A 17,775-nucleotide genomic window follows, 5' to 3' on the forward strand; every position below is an offset into this window, starting at 1 on the left:
GGCACGCTGTTGAGTTCTCAAGGAACGGACGCTTCCTTTGTGCCTGTTTCACCAGGCTCTCCGGGCGCTTCCCTTCGGTGTTTCACACTCTATCAGGGCTTTTCCGGCTTTCGAACCACCGCTTTTCTGCAGGCATGCAGAAGCGCATGATTCGAGAATCAGGATCATGACTCTGAGGAGTGCCGCCCACCCAACCGTCAGCCGTTGCGGGCTTCCTGGTTGTCCGGGGCAGATCTCAGACAGTACAGGGGCGGTGTGGGCGAGGCAAATCGATTCGGCGAGGACGCGGGGCGCCAACCGGTGTCTCTCGTGCGGAACCGTCAGTTCCTATGACTTACGCTTCTGAACGGTGCGCCGTCCAGGACAGGCAGTGACGGCGGCCTGATGAATCTTCACCCCTGGGAGGCTTCCCATGACCACCGTGACGTCCCCTCTTGAAGGACGCGCCATCGGACTCTCGGCAGTGCCGGACCCGGTGTTCTCCGGAGCGATGGTGGGTCCCGGTACCGCCATCGACCCCGTTCGTGAGCCGTCGGAGGCGGTTTCGCCCGTGGACGGCGTCGTTGTTTCGCTTCACCCCCATGCGTTCGTCGTTGTCGACGGCGAAGGACACGGCGTCCTGACGCACCTTGGTATCGACACCGTTCAGCTCAACGGCGAGGGTTTCGAGCTGCTGGTGAACAAGGGCGACACCGTGACGCGGGGCCAGGCCGTCGTGCGCTGGGACCCGGCCGCGGTCGAGGCGGCCGGCAAGTCGCCGGTGTGCCCGGTCGTCGCGCTGGAGGCCACCGCCGACTCGCTCGGTGATGTGCGCGAGGACGGCGACGTCAAGGCGGGCGACTCGCTCTTCTCCTGGCAGTAGGCAGTAGCCGGGCGCCGTTCCCCACGGCAGGTACGACATCCACCGCGGCGGCTCGGCCCGCCGCAAGCAACCGGAGACGGGTGACATGGAGACAACGCTGCGAGGCGTCGGCGTGAGCCACGGTGTGGCCATAGGCGAGGTGCGGCACATGGGTACGGCGGTTCTGGAGCCGCCGGCCAAGCAGATTCCGGCCGAGGAGGCGGAGCGCGAGCAGGGGCGTGCACGGCAGGCCGTGGAGGCCGTGGCCGCCGATCTGATCGCGCGGGGCAATCTGGCGGGCGGCGAGGCGCAGCACGTGCTGGAGGCCCAGGCCATGATGGCTCAGGACCCCGAGCTGATGGCCGATGTCGAGCGGCGGATCGCGGTCGGCAGCACGGCCGAGCGTGCCGTGTACGACGCGTTCGCCGCCTATCGGGCGCTGCTCGCCGGTGCGGGTGAGTACCTCGCCGGGCGGGTGGCCGACCTGGACGACGTGCGGAACCGGATCGTGGCGCGGCTGCTCGGGGTGCCGATGCCGGGCGTGCCGGACAGCGATGAGCCGTATGTGCTGATCGCGCGGGATCTGGCGCCGGCCGACACGGCGTTGCTGGATCCGACGCTGGTGCTCGGGTTCGTGACCGAGGAGGGCGGGCCGACCAGCCACAGTGCGATTCTCGCGCGGGCGCTGGGGGTGCCGGCCGTGGTGGCGCTGCCGGGTGCCGGGGAGCTGGCCGAGGGCACCGTGATCGCCGTGGACGGCAGCACGGGTGAGGTCTTCGTCGACCCCAGTTCCGCCAAGCGTGTGGAGCTGGCGAAGGCGGCGGAGGAGCGGAAGGCCGCGCTGTCTGCGTCGTCGGGCCCCGGTGCCACGTCCGACGGGCACAAGGTGCCGCTGCTGGCGAACGTGGGCGGTCCGGCGGATGTGCCGGCAGCGGTGGAGGCCGGTGCGGAGGGGGTCGGTCTCTTCCGTACGGAGTTCCTCTTCCTGGACGACAGCAAGAACGCGCCGTCCGAGGAGAAGCAGGTCGACGCCTACCGGAAGGTCCTGGAGGCTTTCCCCGAGGGACGCGTGGTGGTGCGCGTGCTGGATGCCGGGGCCGACAAGCCGCTGGACTTCCTGACGCCGGCCGACGAGCCGAACCCCGCGCTGGGTGTGCGGGGGCTGCGGACGCTGCTCGACCACCCGGAGGTGCTGCGGACCCAGCTCTCGGCGCTGGCCAAGGCGGCCGAGGGGCTGCCGGTCTACCTTGAGGTCATGGCGCCGATGGTGGCGGACCGGATCGATGCCAGGGCGTTCGCGGATGCCTGCCGGGAGGCGGGCCTGCGGGCGAAGTTCGGCGCGATGGTGGAGATTCCGTCGGCGGCTCTGCGGGCGCGGTCGATTCTGCAAGAGGTGGAGTTCCTTTCGCTGGGCACCAACGACCTGGCGCAGTACACCTTTGCGGCGGACCGTCAGGTGGGCGCCGTGTCGCGGCTGCAGGACCCCTGGCAGCCGGCGCTGCTGGATCTCGTGGCGGCCTCCGCCGAGGCGGCGAAGGCCGAGGGCAAGAGCTGTGGCGTGTGCGGTGAGGCGGCCTCCGATCCGCTGTTGGCGTGTGTGCTGACGGGTCTGGGGGTCACCAGCCTGTCGATGGGTGCGGCGTCGATTCCGTATGTGCGGGCGACGCTGGCCAAGCACACGCTGGCGCAGTGTGAGCGGGCGGCTGCCGCGGCCCGTGCCGCGGACACCGCCGAGGACGCCCGGGCCGCCGCGCAGGCGGTGCTCTCCGGGGAGTGATCCCGCGCGGCGCGGTGCGTCGCCGGAGTGAGTGTGAGGGCCGTCCCGCCGTTGTGGCGGGGCGGCCTTCTGCGTGGGGTGGCCGGGGCGGTGGTCAGGGGTGGCAGTGGGGGTCGGGTGGGGGTGTGAGGGGCAGGCCCGCGGCGTAGTCGACGCGGTGCTCGGGTGGGATGGGGTGGCCGGTGTCGTCGGTGCAGTAGGCGTTGAAGATCTCGGCGGCGCCCAGGGCGTGCGGCCAGGCGTCCTTGAGGCGCCAGCCGCGGACGGTGATGCGGGCGGTGCCGGCGGTGCCGGCGGCTTCGGTCGTGGTGCGGCAGACGATGGCGCCGGGGGTGCGCAGGGCGCAGCCGACGGCGAGGACCGTGCAGAAGAGGACGGTCTGGGATTCGGTGAGCTGGGGTGGGCTGTCGTCGGGGGCGGCGGTGGCGTACAGCTCGGCGGAGAGGGACGGGGTGCCGGCCGGGATGGAGCAGACGAGGTGGTGGGTTCCTGCGCCGAGGGCTTCGAGGAGTTGCCGCAGGGTCTGGGTGGCGCGGGCGAGGGCGGCCGGGGCGCGGTCCTCGCCGCACTCCTCGCAGCGGCCGGCGCGGGCCAGGAGGGCGGTGGCGCGCTCCCAGGATGCCTGGCGGGCGGCTTCTTCGCGGAGTAACGGGAGGAGCTGGGCGAGCGGTTGGCCTTCGTAGGGCACGGTGGCGCCGGTGCAGGCGACGGCGGCCGCGTAGCGGGTGCGGCTGTCGGGGTGGTCCGGGTCGAGGGAGTGCTCGGCGCAGTACTTCTCGTAGGCGGTGGGGTCGAAGAGGCTGAGGGTGGTGTGCACGCCCTGGGCGGCGAGGGTGTGCAGCAGGGCTTCCATCTGCTGGAGGTAGCCGTGGTGGTCGTCGAACGGGAAGGTGCGGTAGCGGCGCATGGCCGCGAAGTCCCGTTCGTCGGCCAGGACGGCGGCGGTGCTGGGGACTTCGCGGCGGAGTGTGCGGCCGGCGGCGGTCTGCTGCGCGGGACGGATGCTGGGTGTCATGGCTCCCCCTCGGTGAGGTGCGTCGGTCGAACGTCACTTGTCACCGAGAGTAGTCGGAGGGTCTGACAATGGCGGTCCGGCGCCGGTTTCCCCTGGTCGGGGCGGTGGACCGGCGCCGGGCTGGTTACTTTCCGTCGCTGCGGTCGGCGGCGATCCGCTCGTAGAAGCGGAGGAGTTCGAGGTTGTCGACGGAGCCGGGGTTGACGGCCTTTTCGAGGGGGGTGCCCTGGAGGAGGCGTTTGACGGGGACCTCGATGCGCTTGCCGGTCAGGGTGTGGGGGACGCCGGGGGCCTCGATGATGTCGTCGGGGACGTGGCGGGGCGAGAGCTGTTCGCGGATGGTGCGCTTGATGCGGTCGCGCAGGGCGTCGTCCAGGGTGGCGCCGGGGGCCAGGTGGACGAAGAGGGGCATCCAGTAGCCGCCGTCGGGGAGTTCGAGGCCGATGACGAGGGATTCGCGGATCTCGGGGAGGCGCTCGACGGCCTCGTAGATGTCGGCGGAGCCCATCCGGACGCCCTGGCGGTTGAGGGTGGAGTCGGAGCGGCCGTGGATGACGACGCTGCCCCGGGGGGTGAGGGTGATCCAGTCGCCGTGCCGCCAGACGCCGGGGTACATGTCGAAGTAGCTGTCGTGGTAGCGGGTGCCGTCGGGGTCGTTCCAGAAGCGGGTGGGCATGGACGGCATGGGGTTGGTGACGACCAGTTCGCCGACCTCGTCGATGACGGGCTTGCCCTGGGGGTCCCATGCCTGCAGGTCGGTGCCGAGGCAGGCGGCCTGGAGTTCGCCGATGTGGACGGGGAGGGTGGGGACGGCGCCGGCGAAGCAGCTGCAGACGTCGGTGCCGCCGCTGACGGAGGCGACCCAGAGGTCGGCGCCGCTCTCCGCGAAGCTGTCGTGGAGCCAGCGGAACCCGTCGGGCGGGAGCGGGGAGCCGGTGGTGGCGACGCAGCTGACGGCGGAGAGGTCGAGGTCGCGGGCGGGGTGGATGCCGGCCTTGCGGCAGGCCATGACGTAGGCGGCGGAGGTGCCGAAGACGGTGGCGCGGGTGGTGGCGGCGACCTGCCACTGGGCGGCGATGTCGGGGTGTCCGGGGCTGCCGTCGTAGAGGACGATCGTGGCGCCTACGAGGAGGCCGCCGACGAGGAAGTTCCACATCATCCAGCCGGTGGAGGTGTACCAGAAGAAGCGGTCGTCGGGGCCGAGGTCGCAGTGCAGGCCGGTCTGCTTGAGGTGTTCGAGGAGGATGCCGCCCTGGGACTGGACGATCGCCTTGGGGAGCCCGGTGGTGCCGGAGGAGTACAGGACCCACAGCGGGTGGTCGAACGGGACCGGTTCGAAGACCGGCTCCGTGTCGTTCGTGGTCAGGTCGGACCAGTTCAGGGCGCCTTCGGGGGCGGCGGTGCCGAGCAGGGGGATGTGGACGACGGCGCGGAGGGTGGGGAGTTCGGCGCGGAGTTCGGTGACGGTGGCGCGGCGGTCGTGTTCCTTGCCGCCGTAGCGGTAGCCGTCGACGGTGAACAGGACCACCGGTTCGACCTGCTGGAAGCGGTCCAGGACGCTGCGGGCGCCGAAGTCGGGGGCGCAGGAGGTCCAGACGCCGCCGACCGCGGCGGTGGCCAGGAGGGCGACGACGGCCTGCGGGATGTTGGGGACGTAGCCGCTGACGCGGTCGCCGGGGCGGACGCCGAGGCGGCGGAGTTCGGCGGCCAGCGAGGCGACCTGGGAGCGCAGTTCGGCCCAGGTGACGGTGGTGGGTGTGTGGGTCTCGTCCACGTGGAGCAGGGCGGGGCGCTCGGCGCGGTCCGGGTCCTCGGCGGCCCGCAGGGCGTGTTCCGCGTAGTTGAGGGTGGCGCCGGGGAACCAGCGGGCGCCGGGCATCGTGCGGTCGGCGAGGACGGTGTCGTACGGGGTGGTGAAGCGGACGTCGAACCACTCGGCGGTGGCCTGCCAGAAGGCGGGGAGCCGGTCGACGGACCAGCGGTGCAGGGCCGCGTAGTCGGCGGCGGGGTCGCCGGGTACGGGGGCGGGCGCGCCGTGGTGTTCGGCGGCCCAGGCGTGGAAGCGGGTGACCTGCGCGCCGGCGATCCGGTCCGGGCCTGGCTGCCAGAGGGGTTCCGGCTGGGAGGCGGAGTGCGGTGCGGTGGTCATGTTGCGGCTCCTGGGCGGTACGCGTGGTGGGCGTCGGTCGCGCGCGGTGGCGGGAGGTTCCCCGTGTCCAGCGGGTGGGCGGGTGCACGCGACATGGCTTGCCTGGACGATGCCATCTGATCGACTTGTGCACCAGGGCGGACCCCACATTGCCGGACGCCCGCATTCGGGGGTGGCGGATGTGTGAAGGCCGCCGGTGGGGCCTTCGGGCGGTCCCGGGAGGTCGGATCCGGCCAGTGGCGGACGATGGGCGGGCCTGGAGGTGGCCGAGCGTGACCCCTCGCAGGTGAACGGCAGTTGAACGGTTCCCGCACAGGGGGTCGTCGATGGCAGGCTGACCGGCATGGACGGGCGTGATCTGGTGCGGTCGGTACGGATGGTCAGGGCGGTCGGGCCGGCGCAGGGGCTCCGGTCCGTGCGTACGGCGTGGCGCCGGCGCAGGGCGGACGCGCTGGCGCTGCCGCGGCGGGTGGCGGAGCGGGCGCGGGTGCCCGGTGAGGCGCGCGGGGCCGAGCCGCAGCCGGGTGGCGGGGTGATCCATTTCGCGCGGTCGTCGCTGCGGGTGCGGGTCGCGTCGGGCGGTGCGGTGTTCTGCGGCTGGGACGGGGCCGGGCCGGAGCCCTCGTACGCGCTGGCCGGGGCGTGCCCGGAGGTGGATGCGCGGGCGGTGCTGGAACCGGATACCGAGGGCGGCTGGCGGGTGGTCTCGGAGCGGGTGCTGGTGGCGGTGTCCCGGTTCGGCGCGGTCGAGGTGCGGACGCCCGGTGGCGCGGTGCTGCGGCGGGAGCTGCCGCCGCGCTGGTGGGACCGTACGGAGACCGCGGGCGCGGCGCAGGGTGGGCGGGAAGGTGCGGCGTCGGAGGGGGGCGGCCGGCCCGAGGGCGTGGTGGAGTCGCGGTGGGTGCAGCGGTCGGAGGTGGCGGCCGATGCGCGGTTCTTCGGGCTGGGCGGCCGGGCGGGCGGGCCGCGGTTGCAGGACGGGGTGTACCGCCTGTGGAACACCGATCCGGGCGGCGCGTTCGGGCCGGGGGACGATCCGCTGTATCTGACGATGCCGGTGCAGCTGGTGGTGGCGGACGCGGGGACGCATCTGGTGTTCCACGACAATTCGTGGGACGGCCGGGTGACGCTCCACGAAGGTGTGGAGGGCGCCGGCTCGGGTCATGACCGGCCGGGCACCTGCGAGGTGCGGATGGACGGCGGGCCGCTGCGCTACTGGGTGCTGGCGGGGACGCCGGCCCGGGTGCTGCTGGGGTGGACGGGGCTGACGGGTGCGCCGGCGCTGCCGCCCCGCTGGGCGCTGGGCCATCAGCACGCCCGGTGGGGGTTCGGGAGTGCGGACGAGGTGCGCCGGGTGGTGGCGGGCTACCGGGAGCGGGAGCTGCCGCTGTCGGCCGTCCATCTGGACATCGACCACTACGACGGGCACCGGGTCTTCACCGTCGACCGGGAGCGGTTTCCCGATCTGCCGGGCCTGGCAGGGGAGTTGCGCGACGAGGGCGTGCGGCTGGTGTCGATCGTGGATCCGGCGGTGAAGGCGGAGCCGGGGAACGCGGTGTACGAGAGCGGAGCCGCGGCGGATGCGTTCGTACGGGACGCGCGGGGGCGGGAGGTGCGCGGTGTGGTGTGGGCGGGTGAGTCGGTGTTCCCGGATTTCACCGACGCCCGGGTGCGCAAGTGGTGGGGCGCGCTGTACGCGGAGCGGCTGGCGCAGGGGTTCGCCGGGGTGTGGCACGACATGAACGAGCCGGTGTCGTTCGCGGCCTTCGGGGAGCCGACGCTGCCCCGTTCGGCGCGGCACGACCTGGAGGGCCGGGGCGGTGACCACCGGGAGGCGCACAACGTCTACGGGCTGGCGATGGCGCAGGCGGGCTTCGAGGGGCTGTGCGAACTGCGGCCCGGGGAGCGGCCGTTCCTGTTCTCGCGGTCGGGCTGGGCGGGGCTGCAGCGGTACGGGGGCACGTGGTCGGGGGATGTGGCGACGGGCTGGCCGGGGCTGCGGGCGTCGCTGTCGCTGGTGCTGGGGCTGGGGCTGTGCGGGGTGCCGTACAGCGGGCCGGATGTGGGCGGGTTCTCGGCGGTGCCCTCGGACGAGCTGTATCTGCGGTGGTTCCAACTGGGGGCGTATCTCCCGCTGTTCCGTACCCACTCGGCGCTCCGGGCGGGGCGTCGGGAGCCGTGGGAGTACGGGAGCGAGGTCCTGGGGCACGCCCGTGCGGCGCTGCGGGAGCGGGAGCGGCTGCTGCCGTACTTCGTGACGCTGGGCCAGTTGGCCCGGCTGTCCGGGGCCCCGTACGTGCGGCCCCTGTGGTGGAACGCGCCGCGGGACCGGGCACTGCGGGACTGCGGGGACGCGTTTCTGCTGGGGGACGCGCTGCTGGTGGCACCGGTGCTGGAGGCGGGGGCGACCCGGCGGGCGGTGCGGCTGCCGCGCGGCCGGTGGTACGACACCGCGACCGGGCGGGTCTATGAGGGGCCGGGGCGGGTGTGGGTGGATGCGCCGCTGTCCCGTATTCCGGTGCTGGCGCGGGCCGGTGCGGTGCTGCCGGTGGCGGGCGCGGACGGCGGGACGGAGCTGGAGGTGTGGGCCCCGGTGGCCGGGCGGACCGGCGGTGGGCTGGTGGTGCCGGATGCCGGGGACGGCTGGCGGCGGCCGGCGGTGGAGCGCTTCAGTACGCACCTGGAGGCGGGACGGGTGGTCGTCGAGCGGCGCGGTGGCGGGCCGGCGGGGTATCCGGTGCGGGTGCGGGGTCTTCCCTAGGGTCCGCGGTGCCTGGTAGACGGGGGCCATGCCGAGATTAGCTGCCGCGCTGCGCGGCCTGGCCGCCGCTGCCGCCGCCCTGATGACCTCCCCCATGCCCCTAATGGGCATGGGAGGTGCCCCCATCGCCGTACCGTCGAGCGCCGCGGCGGGCACCGCCGCCCGCCCGGCGCCGCCGTCGCCCGCGGCGCACGGGGCGCGCGGGGCGCACGGGGCGCACGGGGCGCACGACGATCCCAAGGCGCCAAGGGAGTTCGTGGCGCTGCGTGCGGTGGATCCCACGATCATCCAGGAGATCCGCTATGCCACCCCGCACGATTTCATGGGGGTGCCGGTGACCGGTTACCGCGAGCCGATGTGCATCCTGACGCGGGACGCGGCGCGGGCGCTGCACCGGGCGCAACTCTCGTTCCTGCGGCGCGGGTACTCCCTCAAGGTGTACGACTGCTACCGGCCGCAGCGCGCCGTGAACCACTTCGTGGCCTGGGCGAAGGATCTCGCCGATCAGCGGATGAAGGCGGAGTTCTATCCCCGGGTGGACAAGTCGACGCTGTTCCGGGACGGCTATATCGCGGAGAAGTCCGGGCACAGCAGGGGCAGTACGGTCGATCTGACGCTGGTGCGGCTGCCGGCGGTGCCGACCCGGCCGTATGGGCCGGGCGAGCCGCTGGCGTCGTGCTACGGGCCCAAGCCGCTCCGCTTCCCGGACAATTCGCTGGACATGGGGACCGGCTTCGACTGCTTCGACACACTGGCGCACACCCTCGATCCGCGGGTCAGGGGGTGGCAGGCGGCGAACCGGCTGCTGCTGAAGAAGGGGCTGGAGCGGGCCGGGTTCGTGAACTACGCGGCCGAATGGTGGCACTACACCTTTACGCCGGAGACGTTTCCCGACACCTATTTCGACTTTCCGGTGTCACGGGGCTCGCTGACAGTGGACTGAGGGGCCGCCGGGCGGAGCAGCGCCGGGTGCAGCAGCCGGGCGGACCCCGCGCGGTAGAGGCGGGCGCGGGGGCCGCCGCGGGTTCCGCCGCGCGCCGCGGTGGCGCCGGTGGGTTCGACGAATCCGGGGACGGAGAGCACCTTGCGGTGGAAGTTCCCGGCGTGCAGCGGGCTGCCCCAGATGGATTCATAGACGCCGCGGAGTTCGACGATGGTGAATTCCTCGGCGAGGAACGCGGTGGCCAGCGGGGTGTACTCGATTTTCGCGCGAGCGCGGTCGAGCCCGTCGGCGACGATCCGCGGGTGGTCGAAGGCGAGCGGGAGCGGGGCGGGCCGGGGCACGGAATCACCCCCGTCGATCCCGTGCCCCGGGCCCTGCTCTCGGGGACGCGGCCGGGCCGCGTCCGGTTCGGTGCCGCGCTCCGGTGCGGCGGCGCCCCCCGGGTCGGCCGCCAGGCCGGATACCGGGACCCAGGCCGCGGCCGCGGCGTCGCCGCCGCCGCGCGCCTCGGGGAGGTCGGGCGCGAAGGCGAGGTAGGCGACGGTGACCACGGGCATCCGCGGGTCGCGGCCGGGGTCGCCGTAGGAGCCGAGCTGTTCGAGGTGGACGCGCTCCAGCAGGGCGGCGTCCAGCCCGGTCTCCTCGGCGAGTTCGCGGGCGGCGGCCTCGTCGAGGGACTCCTGGCCGGCGCGTACGAAGCCGCCGGGCAGCGCCCAGGCGCCCTGGAACGGCGGGCCGCCGCGCTCGACGAGCAGGATGTGCAGCGCGCCGCCGCGCAGCGTCAGCGCGACGATGTCGACGGTGACCGCGATGGCGGGGAAGGCGTGCGGGTCGTAGGCGGCGAGGAAGGCCGCCTCGTCGGGTGCGGCCGGGTCGCCCGCCGCGGCGCCGTCCGCGGTGCGCCGATGGTGCGCGGTCATGCCCCGTCCCCCTTCCGGTCGTCGATCGTCGCGCCGAGTGTTGTTCTCACTCCGAGTCTTTCTCGAAGCGAGAACAACATAGCAAGCGGGGTCGGCGACGTCCAGCGGCTTCCGTGCGCGGCCGCCGTACACCCTGCTCGCGATGGAGCCGGCGGTGAGCCGACACGGCAGCCGCGCGGATGCGCCGGTGGGCACCAAGTGCCGGAGATCCAGCCCGAATTGACGGACTGTCAAAGGCACTTCGGGCGCGGTTCGGCGGTGGTGTCGCCGTCCGGTGAGCGGCCGTGCGCACGGGAAACGGAGGGGAGTTCCGGCCCGTTTCGTGTGGTCTTCGCACGGAGCAGCCATACGCTCCGGAAGGATGTATGAACAGTGCGTGAACGAGGGTTAGTTGGCTCCGGCGGGGCGGCATGCTGCTCCCGTGCCTCCCTGGACGGACCAGCTTCGCTTCGCTTTCCAGCCCGTGGTGAATCTCGCGACCGGCTCGGTCGCCGCGCTGGAAACACTCGCCCGCCCCGAGGACAGCGACGTCGACGTGCTGAGCTGTGCGCGCCGCTGTCCCGATCTGGACGCGGAACTGGCGGCGCTCGCCGTACGGTCCGCGGCGCAGCAGGAGACCCTGCTGCCGCTGCACGTCAACGTGTTCGCGGAGACGGTGGCGGAGCGGCCGGGGCTGACGTCGCTCGGCAAGGCGGTGCACGACGCGGGCCGGCGGCCCTGGGAGATCACCCTCGACCTCGTCGGGCCGTTCACCCGGGTCCGGCAGCGGCCGCTGCTGGACGCAGTGGCGGAGCTGCGTGACGAGGGCTACCGGATCTGCGCGGACGGCGTGGGCGACGGTGATCTGCCGCTGCGGCTGCTGGGCGCTCTCGCGCCGGACATCGTCAAGCTCGACGCGTCGCTGTGCGCGCGGCTGGACAGCGACCCCGGCCGGCAGGCCGCGGTGGCCGCGATGCGGCAGCTGTGCGAGCGGGTGGGCGGGCTGCTGGCCATCGAGGGGGTGGAGACCGAGCGGCAGTACGCGGCGGTGCGGGAAGCCGGGGTGCAGCTGGCCCAGGGGCACCTGTTCGCGCCGCCGTCGCGTCGGGCCGCCGCCGACGTGTATCTGCCGGCCGCGCATCCGCCGCCGGCACGCGGCCGCGGGGCGCCCTACCGCCCGCCGTCCGGGCCGCCGGTCGCCCAGTTCCTGCAACCCGCCGCGCTGCTGCCGATGTCGGCGTCGGCGGGCGCGGTACGCAGCCATCTGACCGGCTTCCCTGAGGTGTCCGGGGTGCTGCTGGTGGACAGCGACGGGGTGCCGGTGCGGGCGATCGACCGGGACCGGTTCCTGCTCTCGCTGTCGGGGCGGTACGGGCACGCGCTGTACGCGGACCGGCCGGCGCTGCGGCTGGCGGACCGGCCGCGGACGGTGGGCGCGGACGCCACCGCCTGGCAGGTGCTGGACGTGATCGCCGACGGGGACCGGGACCGTACCGGGGACGATGTGGCGGTGGTGGACGAGCGCGGCCGGTGCATGGGCGTGGTGCATCTCGCGGACATCCTGCGGGGGCTGGCCGAGAGCCGGGTGGAGGAGGCGGCCCGGCTCAACCCGCTGACCAGGCTGCCCGGTTCGGACGCGGTCAACGCCGAGGTCGACCGGCGGATCGCCGAGGGCCGGGAGTTCGCGCTGAGTTGGCTGGACGTGGACGGGTTCAAGCAGGTCAACGACGGTGCCGGGTTCGCGGCGGGCGATGAGCTGATCCGCTCCGTGGGCCGTACCCTCGCGGAGGTCGCGGAGGACGAACCGGCCGCCCGGGTGGGGCACATCGGCGGCGACGACTTCCTGGTGCTGGCCGATCCGGACGGCCTGGAGCCGTTCGCCGGGGCGCTGCTGGACGTGAGCTGGTCGGCGGGCGAGATGCCGGTGACGCTGTCGCTGGCGACGGTGGTGTGCCCGGCCGGCAGCGTCATCGGCCACGGTGCGGCGGCGGCCGCGCTGGCGCCGCTGAAGAAGGCCGCGAAGGCGCTGCCGGGGGCGAGTTGGGTGCTGGGGCGGCCGGGTACGGAGCGTACGGAGGTCCGGCGCGGGGCGGCGGAGCGGGTGCCGGGACCGGCGGCGGCACCGGCCGGGTGCCCCGGGCCGGGCGCCCCGGACGGAGCCGGCGAACCGGCCGGGCAGGAGGGCGCACGGACATGCCGGTGACCCCGTAGGGCTGCCGTGTGGTGCCCCAACCTCGGTGACTGCAGGCCACCTTGACGCTCCCTCAGCCGCGGTGAACACTTCCGGGTGCCGGTCGCCGGATGCCACGTCGGCACCGCCGTACTCAGGCGTGGCACGCACCCTGCACGGAGGACCGGGGACCTCCCCGGACGAGGGCCGAGGAGCCGCCATGTATGCCAATGGGGACATCGTCGTCGGTGAGGTGATCGGTACCGCGCTGCTGGTCCTGTTCGGGGCCGGGGTGTGCGCCGCCGTCACCCTCCACCACTCGAAGGCGCGGGGCGCGGGCTGGGTGGTGATCGCGTTCGGCTGGGGCATGGGCGTCCTGGCCGGGGCGTACGCCTCGGCGCCGCTGTCCGGCGGGCACCTGAATCCGGCGGTGACGCTCGGCTCGGCGGTGGCCGGCGGCACGCCCTGGTCGAAGGTGCCGCTGTACGTCCTGGGGCAGTTGGCCGGGGCGCTGATCGGAGCCGTGCTGGCCTGGGCGCTGTACTACGCGCAGTTCGCCGCCAACGACGGGCGGTCCGGTCACGCCCCGCAGCCGACGCTGGGGGTCTTCGCCACCGCCCCGGAGATCCGCCGGCCGGTCGCCAATCTGGTGACCGAGATCATCGCCACCACCGGGCTGGTGCTGCCGCTGCTGTTCTTCGGCCAGAACCAGGGGATCGGTATCGGCCAGGTTCCGGGGGCGCGGGTGGGGGTCTACGGTTCCGGGATCAACGTGCTGCTGGTCGCACTGCTGGTGGTCGGCATCGGGCTTTCGCTCGGCGGGCCGACCGGCTACGCCATCAACCCGGCCCGCGACCTCGGCCCGCGGATCGCGCACGCCCTGCTGCCGATCCCCAACAAGGGTTCCTCCGACTGGAGTTACGCATGGATCCCGGTGGCCGGGCCGCTGATCGGCGCGGTGCTGTCGGGGCTGGTGTACACGGCGGTGTTCTGACCGCCACCGGCACATCCCGTACGCAGTTCGGTCCAGGACGTCAGGAGACGTGACGGTATGACGGAGCACACCCCGAAGAGCGGGACGTACGTCGCCGCGATCGACCAGGGCACCACGTCGAGCCGCTGCATCATCTTCGACCACGCCGGGGCGATCGTCGCCGTCGACCGGCGTGAGCACCGCCAGATCTTTCCCCGGCCGGGCTGGGTGGAGCACGACGCCGCCGAGATCTGGTCGAAGGTGCAGGCGGTGGTGGCGGGCGCGCTGACCAAGGCGGGCCTGCGCGCTCACCAGCTCAGCGCGCTGGGCATCACCAACCAGCGGGAGACCACGGTGCTGTGGGACCGGGCCACCGGCAGACCGGTGCACCACGCCGTCGTCTGGCAGGACACCCGTACCGGCCCGCTCTGCGCGGAACTGGGCGGCGCGGACGGCCAGGACCGCTTCCGGGAGGCCACCGGACTGCCGCTGGCCAGCTACTTCTCCGGGCCGAAGGCGACCTGGCTGCTGGACGAGGTGCCGGGGCTGCGGGCCCGCGCCGAGCGGGGCGAGATCGCGTTCGGGACCATCGACTCCTGGCTGATCTGGAACCTGACCGGCGGCATCGACGGCGGGGTGCACGTCACGGACGTGACCAACGCCGGCCGCACGATGCTGATGAACCTCGCGACCCTCCAGTGGGACCCGGCGCTGCTGTCGGCGATGCGGGTGCCGGAGGCGATGCTCCCGGAGATCAGGCCGTCCGCCGAGGTCTACGGGACGGCCGTGGGGCAGTTGCAGGGGGTGCCGGTCGCGTCGGCGCTGGGCGACCAGCAGGCGGCGGTGTTCGGGCAGACCTGCTACGGCGTCGGCGAGGCCAAGAACACCTACGGCACCGGCTCGTTCCTGCTGCTGAACACCGGAGACCGCCCGGTCCCGTCCAAGAACGGGCTGCTGACGACGCTGGGCTACCAGCTCGGCGGCGAGGCGCCGGTCTACTGCCTGGAGGGCTCGATCGCCATCACGGGCGCGCTGGTGCAGTGGTTCCGCGACCAGCTCGGCATCATCGCCTCCGCGGACGAGATCGAGCCCCTGGCAGCGAGCGTCCCGGACAACGGCGGGGCCTATGTCGTACCGGCGTTCTCCGGGCTGTTCGCCCCGTACTGGCGGTCCGACGCGCGCGGTGTGATCACCGGTCTGACCGGCTTCGTCACCAAGGCCCATCTGGCGCGGGCCGTGCTGGAGGCGACGAGCTGGCAGACCCGTGAGGTGGTGGACGCGATGTTCCAGGACTCGGGGGTGCCGATCACCCGGCTCAAGGTCGACGGCGGGATGACCGCCAACAACCTGCTGATGCAGCATCAGGCCGATGTGCTGGGGGTGCCGGTGATCCGGCCGGTGATCTCGGAGACGACCTGCCTGGGCGCCGCCTACGCGGCCGGGCTCGCCACCGGCGTCTGGCAGGACCTCGACGAGCTGCGCTCGCACTGGCAGCGCGACCGGGAGTGGACGCCGCGGATGGCGGCCGAGGCCCGCGAGCGCGAGTTCGGCAACTGGCGCAGGGCGGTGGAGCGGAGCTTCGGCTGGCTGGCGGAGGACGGCGCGGCGCAGGACTAGGGCCTGTCCGACGGGTCAGGGTCACGGAGGCCCTGGGTCCGGCGCGCGCAGCGGCTCACAGACGTACGGCCCGCACCCCGGGCGGCGGGGTACGGGCCGTACTTCCGCGCCCTGTCAGGGAAGCGCGGGTCGGGGCGGCGCCTGCGGGCGGAGCGCCGGTCAGGGGAGGGCGGGCTCGCACTGCTGGCCGCCGCGCCGCATCGCGTGCTCGACGACGGCGACCAGTACGTCCCGGGCGGACTCCCGCTCCCGGGCGTCGCACAGCATCACCGGCACCCCGGTGTCGAGGTTCAGGGCGTCCCGGACGGTCTCGACGGGATAGCGGTCGGCGCCGTCGAAGCAGTTGACCGCGACGGTGAAGGGCAGTCCGCGGCGCTCGAAGTAGTCGATGGCGGAGAAGCTGTCCGCCAGCCGTCGGGTGTCGGCGAGGACGACCGCGCCGAGCGCGCCGCGGGCCAGTTCGTCCCACAGGAACCAGAAGCGGTCCTGTCCCGGGGTGCCGAAGAGGTAGAGGACCAGTTCGTCGTGGACGGTGATCCGCCCGAAGTCCATGGCGACGGTGGTGGTGGACTTGCCCTCCACCCCGTCCAGGTCGTCGACCGGGCGGCCGGCCTCGGTCAGCCGCTCTTCCGTACGCAGCGGTCTGATCTCGCTGACGGAGCCCACCAGGGTGGTCTTGCCGACTCCGAAGCCGCCCGCCACGAGGATCTTCAGCGTCACCGGCTCGGCCGGGGCGGACCGGCGACGCTCAGAACGCCCGAAGACCATGGGATTCTTCTCCTGGATTGCCGTGGATGCGGGGGAAATGCGCAGGAGCGCACACCTGTCCCGGGTGCGGAGCAGCCACCTGCGCGCCGCGGTCCGGCGGCTGCCAGTGAACGGTACAACGTGCTGCGCACGGCGCCCACTTGAGGGCGGGCCTCATGGCGGGGACGCGGCGGGCCAAGGCCGCCAACCGGCCCAAAAGGACCGGCCCGGCAGCGGACCCGCCCGCCCGTCAGCTCTCCGGGCCGAGCAGCACGGGCCGTTCGAGCAGCCCCAGCAGGCTCACGAAGCTGGCCTCGATGAACCGGCACAGCTCGTCGCGAGCGCCCTCCTCCCCGACCGGCCAGGTGACCACCGCCTCCTCGGCGAAGGCCATCCAGGCGCGGGACGCCGGTTCGGCCCGCGGGGCGCTCGGCGCCCCGAGCCGCCGCCGGGCGTCGTCCACCCGGCGGGCCAGCGTCTCGTGGGTCTCGCCGAGGATGTCGGTCACCGCGGGATGGCTGCCGGACGCGCCCCGGACGAGGGCGAGATAGACCTGGCGGTGCCCCAGGACGTGGTCCACGAAGCCCGCGATGAAGGCCCGCATCCAGGCGACCGGCTCCAGCGCGTCGTCCGGCGTGGTCGCGGCGGTGAAGCGGTCGCAGGCGGTCCGGACCACCGCGCGGTAGAAGTCGCGCTTGGAGTCGAAGTAGTGGAAGAGCAGCCCGCGGGAGATACCGGCCCGGCGGGCGACCTCGTCGGTGGACAGCTCGTCCAGGGAGCGCTCGGCGAGCAACTCCAGCCCGATGGCGACCAGTTGCGCCCGGCGCTGGTCGGGGGCGAGCCGGGTGACCCGCCGGTCGGCCATCTCAGCCCTGCCGGTGGGTACCGAGGTGGTCCAGGATCCTGGGGGTGACCAGGTCGGGCACCTCTTCCGGCAGCCAGTGGCTGGCGCCGTCCAGCACCTCGAAGCGGTACGGGCCGTCGACCCACTCCCCCGTCGCCTCGGCGGCGGTGCGCCCCAGGGCGATGTCCTCGCTGCCCCAGAGGAAGAGGGTGGGCACGGCGATCCGCCCGGCGGGGACCGAGATGACAGACTCGGGGGCGCGGTACCAGTTCAACGTCGCGGTCAGCGCGCCCGGTTCGGCGAGCCGGCGGACGTTCCCGTCGACCAATTCGGCGGGGACCTTGCCGCCGTACACGGCACGCAGCCGGGCGGCGCCGTCGGCCAGCAGCGCGGCCTCCGCGATGCCGGTCTCGCGGCGGAAGAAGCGGACGTAGTCGAGCCGGTGGTGCTGGTCGGGGTCCCCGGCGGCGGCGCGGTTGAGCGCTTCGGGATGCGGAGTGGCCAGGACGGTCAGGGACTTCAACCGCTCGGGGTGGGCGCCGGCCAGCGCCCAGGCGACGATACCGCCCCAGTCGTGCGAGACCAGGTGGAAGCGGTCGGCGCCCAGCGCGTCGGCGAACGCGAGGGCGTCGTCGACGAGTTCGGGGACGGCGTAGTCGGCGATCCGGGGCGGGCGGGCGTCCGGGGCGTAGCCGCGCTGGTCGACCGCGACCGCGCGGTATCCGGCCGTGCCCAGGGCGGGCAGTACGGCGCTCCAGGAGTCGGCGAACTCGGGCCAGCCGTGCAGCAGCAGGACCACCTCGCCGTCGGCCGGTCCGCAGGCCAGGGCGTCATGACTGTGCGGGCCGACGTCGATCTTCAGCCGCTCGAAAGCGTGCAGGTGCCCGGTGGGGGTGAATGTCGCGTCCGTGACCATGCCGGCGAGCTCCTTCGTCGCGCTGTTGACAGCTGCTCAACAACAACCGTACTGCGGCGTTGAGCAATGCTCAACAGGCTGTGCCGCACGGCCCCGGAAAGCGCCGTGGGGGGGGGGCGAGGA

At 73.3% G+C, this 17,775-nt stretch carries 13 protein-coding genes; 7 read left to right on the forward strand and 6 right to left on the reverse strand.

The features are described from left to right. The first annotated feature begins 412 nt into the window (after window positions 1-412). Window positions 413-862, forward strand: coding sequence for a PTS sugar transporter subunit IIA (locus tag ACO1BR_RS11465; protein WP_426794939.1), 450 nt, complete (start codon window positions 413-415; stop codon window positions 860-862). An 85-nt stretch (window positions 863-947) separates the two neighbouring features. After that, window positions 948-2,618: a phosphoenolpyruvate--protein phosphotransferase gene (ptsP, locus tag ACO1BR_RS11470; protein WP_426794940.1), complete on the forward strand. Its 1,671-nt coding sequence runs from the start codon at window positions 948-950 to the stop codon at window positions 2,616-2,618. A gap of 94 nt (window positions 2,619-2,712) precedes the next feature. Here ptsP and ACO1BR_RS11475 read toward each other — a convergent pair whose 3' ends face one another. Both ACO1BR_RS11475 and ACO1BR_RS11480 read right to left on the reverse strand, forming a co-directional pair. Then, entirely contained in the window at window positions 2,713-3,633 is a 921-nt protein-coding gene (locus tag ACO1BR_RS11475) for a hypothetical protein (protein WP_426794941.1), read from the reverse strand. 124 nt (window positions 3,634-3,757) lie between these two features. Further along, window positions 3,758-5,782 (reverse strand): acetoacetate--CoA ligase, encoded by a 2,025-nt coding sequence (locus ACO1BR_RS11480; RefSeq protein WP_426794942.1) that lies wholly within the window; start codon window positions 5,780-5,782, stop codon window positions 3,758-3,760. Between the two features lie 343 nt (window positions 5,783-6,125). Between ACO1BR_RS11480 and ACO1BR_RS11485 the strand changes: the two genes are divergently transcribed. Then, a complete protein-coding gene (locus ACO1BR_RS11485; RefSeq protein WP_426794943.1) occupies window positions 6,126-8,543 on the forward strand; it encodes a glycoside hydrolase family 31 protein in 2,418 nt (805 codons plus the stop codon). A 28-nt stretch (window positions 8,544-8,571) separates the two neighbouring features. After that, window positions 8,572-9,486, forward strand: coding sequence for a M15 family metallopeptidase (locus ACO1BR_RS11490; protein ID WP_426794944.1), 915 nt, complete (start codon window positions 8,572-8,574; stop codon window positions 9,484-9,486). Here the strand turns inward: ACO1BR_RS11490 and ACO1BR_RS11495 are convergent. Further along, window positions 9,441-10,406, reverse strand: a complete 966-nt coding sequence (locus tag ACO1BR_RS11495) for an NUDIX hydrolase (protein WP_426794945.1) — start codon at window positions 10,404-10,406, stop codon at window positions 9,441-9,443. The two genes, ACO1BR_RS11490 and ACO1BR_RS11495, sit on opposite strands and share 46 nt — an antisense overlap. Before the next feature lie 421 nt (window positions 10,407-10,827). Here ACO1BR_RS11495 and ACO1BR_RS11500 point away from each other — a divergent pair, with 421 nt between their 5' ends. The 3 genes from ACO1BR_RS11500 to glpK all read left to right on the forward strand — a co-directional run bounded on the left by ACO1BR_RS11500 (window position 10,828) and on the right by glpK (window position 15,145). Beyond that, a complete protein-coding gene (locus ACO1BR_RS11500; RefSeq protein WP_426794946.1) occupies window positions 10,828-12,588 on the forward strand; it encodes a bifunctional diguanylate cyclase/phosphodiesterase in 1,761 nt (586 codons plus the stop codon). A gap of 187 nt (window positions 12,589-12,775) precedes the next feature. Next, entirely contained in the window at window positions 12,776-13,549 is a 774-nt protein-coding gene (locus ACO1BR_RS11505; RefSeq protein ID WP_426794947.1) for an MIP/aquaporin family protein, read from the forward strand. Window positions 13,550-13,606: 57 nt separating this feature from the next. After that, a complete protein-coding gene (glpK, locus tag ACO1BR_RS11510; RefSeq protein WP_426794948.1) occupies window positions 13,607-15,145 on the forward strand; it encodes a glycerol kinase GlpK in 1,539 nt (512 codons plus the stop codon). A gap of 159 nt (window positions 15,146-15,304) precedes the next feature. Here the strand turns inward: glpK and ACO1BR_RS11515 are convergent, their stop codons facing one another. The 3 genes from ACO1BR_RS11515 to ACO1BR_RS11525 all read right to left on the reverse strand — a co-directional run bounded on the left by ACO1BR_RS11515 (window position 15,305) and on the right by ACO1BR_RS11525 (window position 17,652). Then, window positions 15,305-15,913 (reverse strand): GTP-binding protein, encoded by a 609-nt coding sequence (locus ACO1BR_RS11515; protein WP_426794949.1) that lies wholly within the window; start codon window positions 15,911-15,913, stop codon window positions 15,305-15,307. A 229-nt stretch (window positions 15,914-16,142) separates the two neighbouring features. Beyond that, window positions 16,143-16,757: a TetR/AcrR family transcriptional regulator gene (locus ACO1BR_RS11520; RefSeq protein WP_426794950.1), complete on the reverse strand. Its 615-nt coding sequence runs from the start codon at window positions 16,755-16,757 to the stop codon at window positions 16,143-16,145. 1 nt (window position 16,758) lies between these two features. After that, window positions 16,759-17,652: an alpha/beta fold hydrolase gene (locus ACO1BR_RS11525; protein ID WP_426794951.1), complete on the reverse strand. Its 894-nt coding sequence runs from the start codon at window positions 17,650-17,652 to the stop codon at window positions 16,759-16,761. Between the last annotated feature and the right edge of the window lie 123 nt (window positions 17,653-17,775).

The sequence above is a fragment of the Streptomyces sp. YGL11-2 genome, assembly GCF_050054615.1.
Classification (GTDB): domain Bacteria; phylum Actinomycetota; class Actinomycetes; order Streptomycetales; family Streptomycetaceae; genus Streptomyces.